Origin of the sequence: Alicyclobacillus fructus, assembly GCF_017329605.1 — a bacterium.
Lineage (GTDB): Bacteria > Bacillota > Bacilli > Alicyclobacillales > Alicyclobacillaceae > Alicyclobacillus > Alicyclobacillus fructus.
Genome location: NZ_JAFMTY010000068.1, coordinates 1 through 901 on the forward strand (window position 1 = coordinate 1; position 901 = coordinate 901).

General features: G+C 60.9%; 1 protein-coding gene. It reads left to right on the top strand.

What is annotated here, in order from left to right:
- Positions 1 to 263 precede the first annotated feature (263 nt).
- On the top strand, positions 264 to 818 hold the full coding sequence (locus tag J3481_RS14340) for a hypothetical protein (protein WP_206832794.1): 555 nt from the start codon (positions 264 to 266) through the stop codon (positions 816 to 818).
- Positions 819 to 901 lie beyond the last annotated feature (83 nt).

The following is a 901-nucleotide window of genomic DNA, read 5'->3' on the forward strand; positions in this document are numbered from 1 at the left end:
ACGGCGCATGCCTGTGGATAAGTCCGACAAGCCGCGCCGCAATAGGATCCCACATCCATCCATGAGTCTACGTGCTATGTCCAACTGTCGAAGTCGGGTCCATAGGTCCCGCGCTTTATGCGGTTAAGGCGTTTGCTGCAGCGATTGACCTCCCGTGGTGCGCCTGGAGGGGCGGGCGTCTCGTCGCCGGCCAAGCGTCCGGACTGTCGGACGGTGCGTGGGAGCAGGTTTGCCTGCAGCTCGCCTCCTGCGTGGAGGGCCAGTTGCAGAGCCTTGACGCGTCCGCGATCGTCCTATTCCGATACTTCGAACGATTCGCCATAAGACGGATTGGGGACGACACCTGGGTCGCGATTGGCCCCGGCGCGGATCATCCGATCGATCCGTCTGAGATCGAGCGAGCGACAGGCGACGGCGTGCATACCCCCCTGCCGAAGGCCGAGTTCCGGCGGTACGCCGCGTCGCTCGCGGCGCTGTCGCACGGCCGATGGGTGGCCGTGGCGCACACGCTGGACCGGTTGCTCGGCGCGGACGTTTCCCCAGAGCGTCACCCATTCATGACATGGTTGATGCCCGGATCTGAACCGGATCAAGGGATTCATCACGCGGAAGGAGATATTGTGCCCGACGAGGCTTGGTTCGAGCAGCACGGATTTATCTATACGTATCGGCACGATATTGAACTGGAGCGCCAGATGATGCGCTGCATCCGAGAAGGGGACGTGCAGGGCATCAGAGCCTTCAGGGCAGCCTCGCGGATTCATCGCTCGGGGATAGGCGTCTTGTCGAGGAGAAGCGAAGCGGAGAGTGTAAAATGAACTGTGTAAACTCCCCAGACTCGAGCTTGGGAGTCTACATGGGGAGTGAAGCGAAATGGAAGCTAAGAGACAGCTCGTTTCTA